Source organism: Mycobacterium sp., from assembly GCF_035697385.1.
Classification (GTDB): domain Bacteria; phylum Actinomycetota; class Actinomycetes; order Mycobacteriales; family Mycobacteriaceae; genus Mycobacterium.
Window position 1 is genome coordinate 1 of the sequence record NZ_DASSCY010000106.1, and the last position, 2,985, is coordinate 2,985.

Genomic DNA, 2,985 nt, shown 5'->3' on the forward strand with positions numbered 1-2,985 from the left:
CGGGCCCTTGCGCTTCTTCGCTTCCCAGTGGTCGCCGCGCTTCTCGAAGCTGTGCTTCAGCGAGGCAAACGCCGTCCGGTGCGCGCGCTCGCCTTCGCCGTACTGTTCGGCTGCCGAGTCATGCGTTTTGGCGAACGTCCGCTGCGCCTTTGCGGGAGACTTCTGCAGTGTGCTCGGCAACTCGCTCTTTTTGGCCCCTCCGCCCTTCGTCGTCTTCGGCATCGTGGTACTCCTTAATTCGAATAAGCACATGGGCAACCGCCGAAGCCGCGCATCTCGTTGCGCGCGTGCCGCTTTCCTGACCCCCGCGCACCCCGTGCGCAACTCCGTACGGCCGCTAAGAGCAGGCGTACCCGAACGCGATGCTGCTAAACGCGCTAAGCAACGGGGCCACCGGCGTCCAGACTCTTCGCGATGGCTTCGGCCGCATGACGGTGGCCGAGCAGTTCATAACCGACAACGCTGACCGCCGGCGCGAGTGTGACGACCAGCAGGCACACGGCCATCGAAACGCCGCCGAGGGCTAGCAATACCGCCGCGATCAGCACGACCGTCGTCAGTGCTACCAGCAGCGCGTGGAAGGCGTCCCACGCGCGCACCAACAGCATGTAGATCAGGTACACGCCGAGGATGTACACCGCGACGGGTACGGCCACCGCCAACACAGTGCCGACAGAGCCGAGCTTGGAATGGTGCTCGATGTAGTAGGCGGCGACATGTAATCCGGCGCCGGTGGCGACGATCGAGCCGAACACGATCAAGTGCACGTAGCCGTACCGGAAGGAGCGCTCGCGGTGCACGTGGAGGAGGTCTGCGGCAGGCACCATGAAGTACATCCACCACATGCCGAACGTCAGGCCGGTTCCGGCGACGGCCACGAGGACGGTATCCACCGTCCAGCCCTGTGCGCTGATAGCCGCCGAGAGCGAAGCGACCGTGCCGACCACTCCCTCGCCGAGCGCGATGATGGCGAACAGCCCGTAGCGTTCGGCGATGTGGTGGGCGTGCCACGGAGTGCCGCTCTTACGCGTCTCGGCCAGCCACGGCCCCGTCAGCTCCAACGCCACCAGCAGCGCAACGATCACGAAGGTCACCGGGAGCGACGTATGCAGGAAGATCGCGGCGATCCAGCCGATCTGAGCGATCGTGACATTCGCCGCGTACGTCAGCGTTGCCGGACGTCGCTCGGGATCTTGCCTCGACGCTCGTAACCACTGGGCCACCAACGCAATTCGCATCACGACGTAGCCGGCCACCATGACGCTGTTGTCGACGTGGTCACCGTGCTCGACCGACGCGAACATTTCGGGCAAGCCGAGCGCGAGGATGATGACGCCGACCATCTGCAGCATGGTCAGCAAGCGATAGATCCAGTCGTCGGTGTCGTAGGCCGACGCGAACCAGCTGAAGTTCATCCAGGCCCACCAGATCGCAAATACGGCGAATGCGAACGCGGTGAGGCCCGCCCAGACATGGTTCTCGGCGAGCATGTGCGCGAACTCGTTGGCCGCGATGCCGAACGCGACGACGAACGTCAGGTCGAACAGCAGTTCCAGCGGGGTGGCCACCCGGTGCTCTTCATGCGGATCACGGCCGGACATCCGGCGAACGCGATGCGCAACAACCCTTTGCAGCGGCTGCGGTTCAACGTCACTCATTGGCCCACCTTCTCCGGTTCACCGCTACATTTCACCCCATGACGGGTGCGAAGAAGTTGGTGGTCGGCGCGAGCGGCTTTGTCGGCTCCCATGTCACACGCCAACTGGTGGAGCGCGGCGACGACGTGCGGGTGTTGATCCGCCGAACAAGCTCCACGAAGGCCATTGAAGACCTCGACGTCGAATACCACTACGGGGACATCTTCGACGACGACGCCGTGCGCGCCGCGATGGCGGGGGTCGAGGACGTCTTCTACTGCGTCGTCGACACCCGCGCATGGTTGCGTGACCCGGCGCCGCTATTCCGGACGAACGTCGAGGGCTTGCGCCATGTGCTGGACGCGGCGTTGGGCGCCGACCTTCGGCGATTCGTGTTCACCAGCACCATCGGCACCATCGGGATACCCGATGACCCGCGACCCGCGACCGAAGAGGACGCGTTCAATTGGGCCGACAAGGGCGGGGCGTACATCCGCTCGCGGGTCGAGGCGGAGAACCTGGTGCGCAGCTACGCCGAGGAGCGCGGGTTGCCCGCGGTGGCGCTGTGCATCTCGAACACCTACGGACCCCGCGACTGGCAGCCGACGCCGCACGGACGGCAACTCGCGCTGGCAGCGCTCGGCAAAATGCCGTTCTACGTCAAGGATTGGACCGGAGAGGTGGTCGGTATCGAGGACGCCGCCAACGCACTGCTTCTCGCCGCGGAGAAGGGCCGAAACGGCGAGCGCTACATCATTTCCGAGCGGTTCATGAGCGTACGAGAGCTATACGAGACGGCAGCCGAAGCCAGCGGTGTCAAACCACCCCGCTTCGGGGTACCGCTGTGGGCCATGTACGTGCTGGGGTTCGTCGGCGACATCGTGCGCATCGTGTTCCGGCGCGACTTCCAGCTGACGACGAAGAGCGTGCGATTGATGCACGTCTGGCCGAGGCTGGATCACGGGAAGGCCGAGCGCGAACTGGGCTGGCAGCCAAAGCCGATACACGACTCGATCCGCCGGGCAACGGCGTTCTTTCGCGACAACGGGCGCCACATGTCGTCCTAAAGCGCGGGCGTCATGGGCAGAAACAGGTAGTGGACTACGCGTGCCTGCACGTGCCGCCAGTTCGACGATCGAGGCGTGACCGAACAGTTCTCGCTGAACCTGCTGGGTAAGTTCGCCGTTTATCAGGGCGACCGGCCTGTCGAGCTGCCGCCGGCCTGTCAGCGGCTGGTTGCGCTGGTCGCGCTGAAGCGCCGCCCGGTCCACCGCCTGTGGGTCTGCGCGATGCTGTGGCCGCATGCGCCGACGCGCAGGGCGGTCGCGAGCCTGCGGTCCGCGATGTG

At 65.2% G+C, this 2,985-nt stretch carries 3 protein-coding genes and 1 pseudogene; 2 read left to right on the forward strand and 2 right to left on the reverse strand.

What is annotated here, in order from left to right; genetic code table 11:
• Together VFH65_RS09415 and VFH65_RS09420 are read right to left on the reverse strand one after the other, a co-directional pair.
• Window positions 1-222, reverse strand: a 222-nt coding sequence (locus VFH65_RS09415) for a ChaB family protein (RefSeq protein ID WP_353320915.1), incomplete at its 3' end; no start/stop codon positions are given.
• Between the two features lie 155 nt (window positions 223-377).
• Window positions 378-1,658, reverse strand: a complete 1,281-nt coding sequence (locus tag VFH65_RS09420) for a low temperature requirement protein A (RefSeq protein ID WP_353320917.1) — start codon at window positions 1,656-1,658, stop codon at window positions 378-380.
• Between the two features lie 38 nt (window positions 1,659-1,696).
• Here VFH65_RS09420 and VFH65_RS09425 point away from each other — a divergent pair, with 38 nt between their 5' ends.
• On the forward strand, window positions 1,697-2,704 hold the full coding sequence (locus VFH65_RS09425) for an NAD-dependent epimerase/dehydratase family protein (protein WP_353320919.1): 1,008 nt from the start codon (window positions 1,697-1,699) through the stop codon (window positions 2,702-2,704).
• A gap of 75 nt (window positions 2,705-2,779) precedes the next feature.
• Window positions 2,780-2,985: pseudogene (locus tag VFH65_RS09430) on the forward strand (transcriptional regulator); the annotation flags it as partial.

Coding starts and splice junctions, on each gene's coding strand:
- VFH65_RS09420 (WP_353320917.1), bottom strand. CDS start 1,658: ATGAGTGACGTTGAACCGCAGCCGCTGCAAAGGGTTGTTGCGCATCGC.
- VFH65_RS09425 (WP_353320919.1), top strand. CDS start 1,697: ATGACGGGTGCGAAGAAGTTGGTGGTCGGCGCGAGCGGCTTTGTCGGC.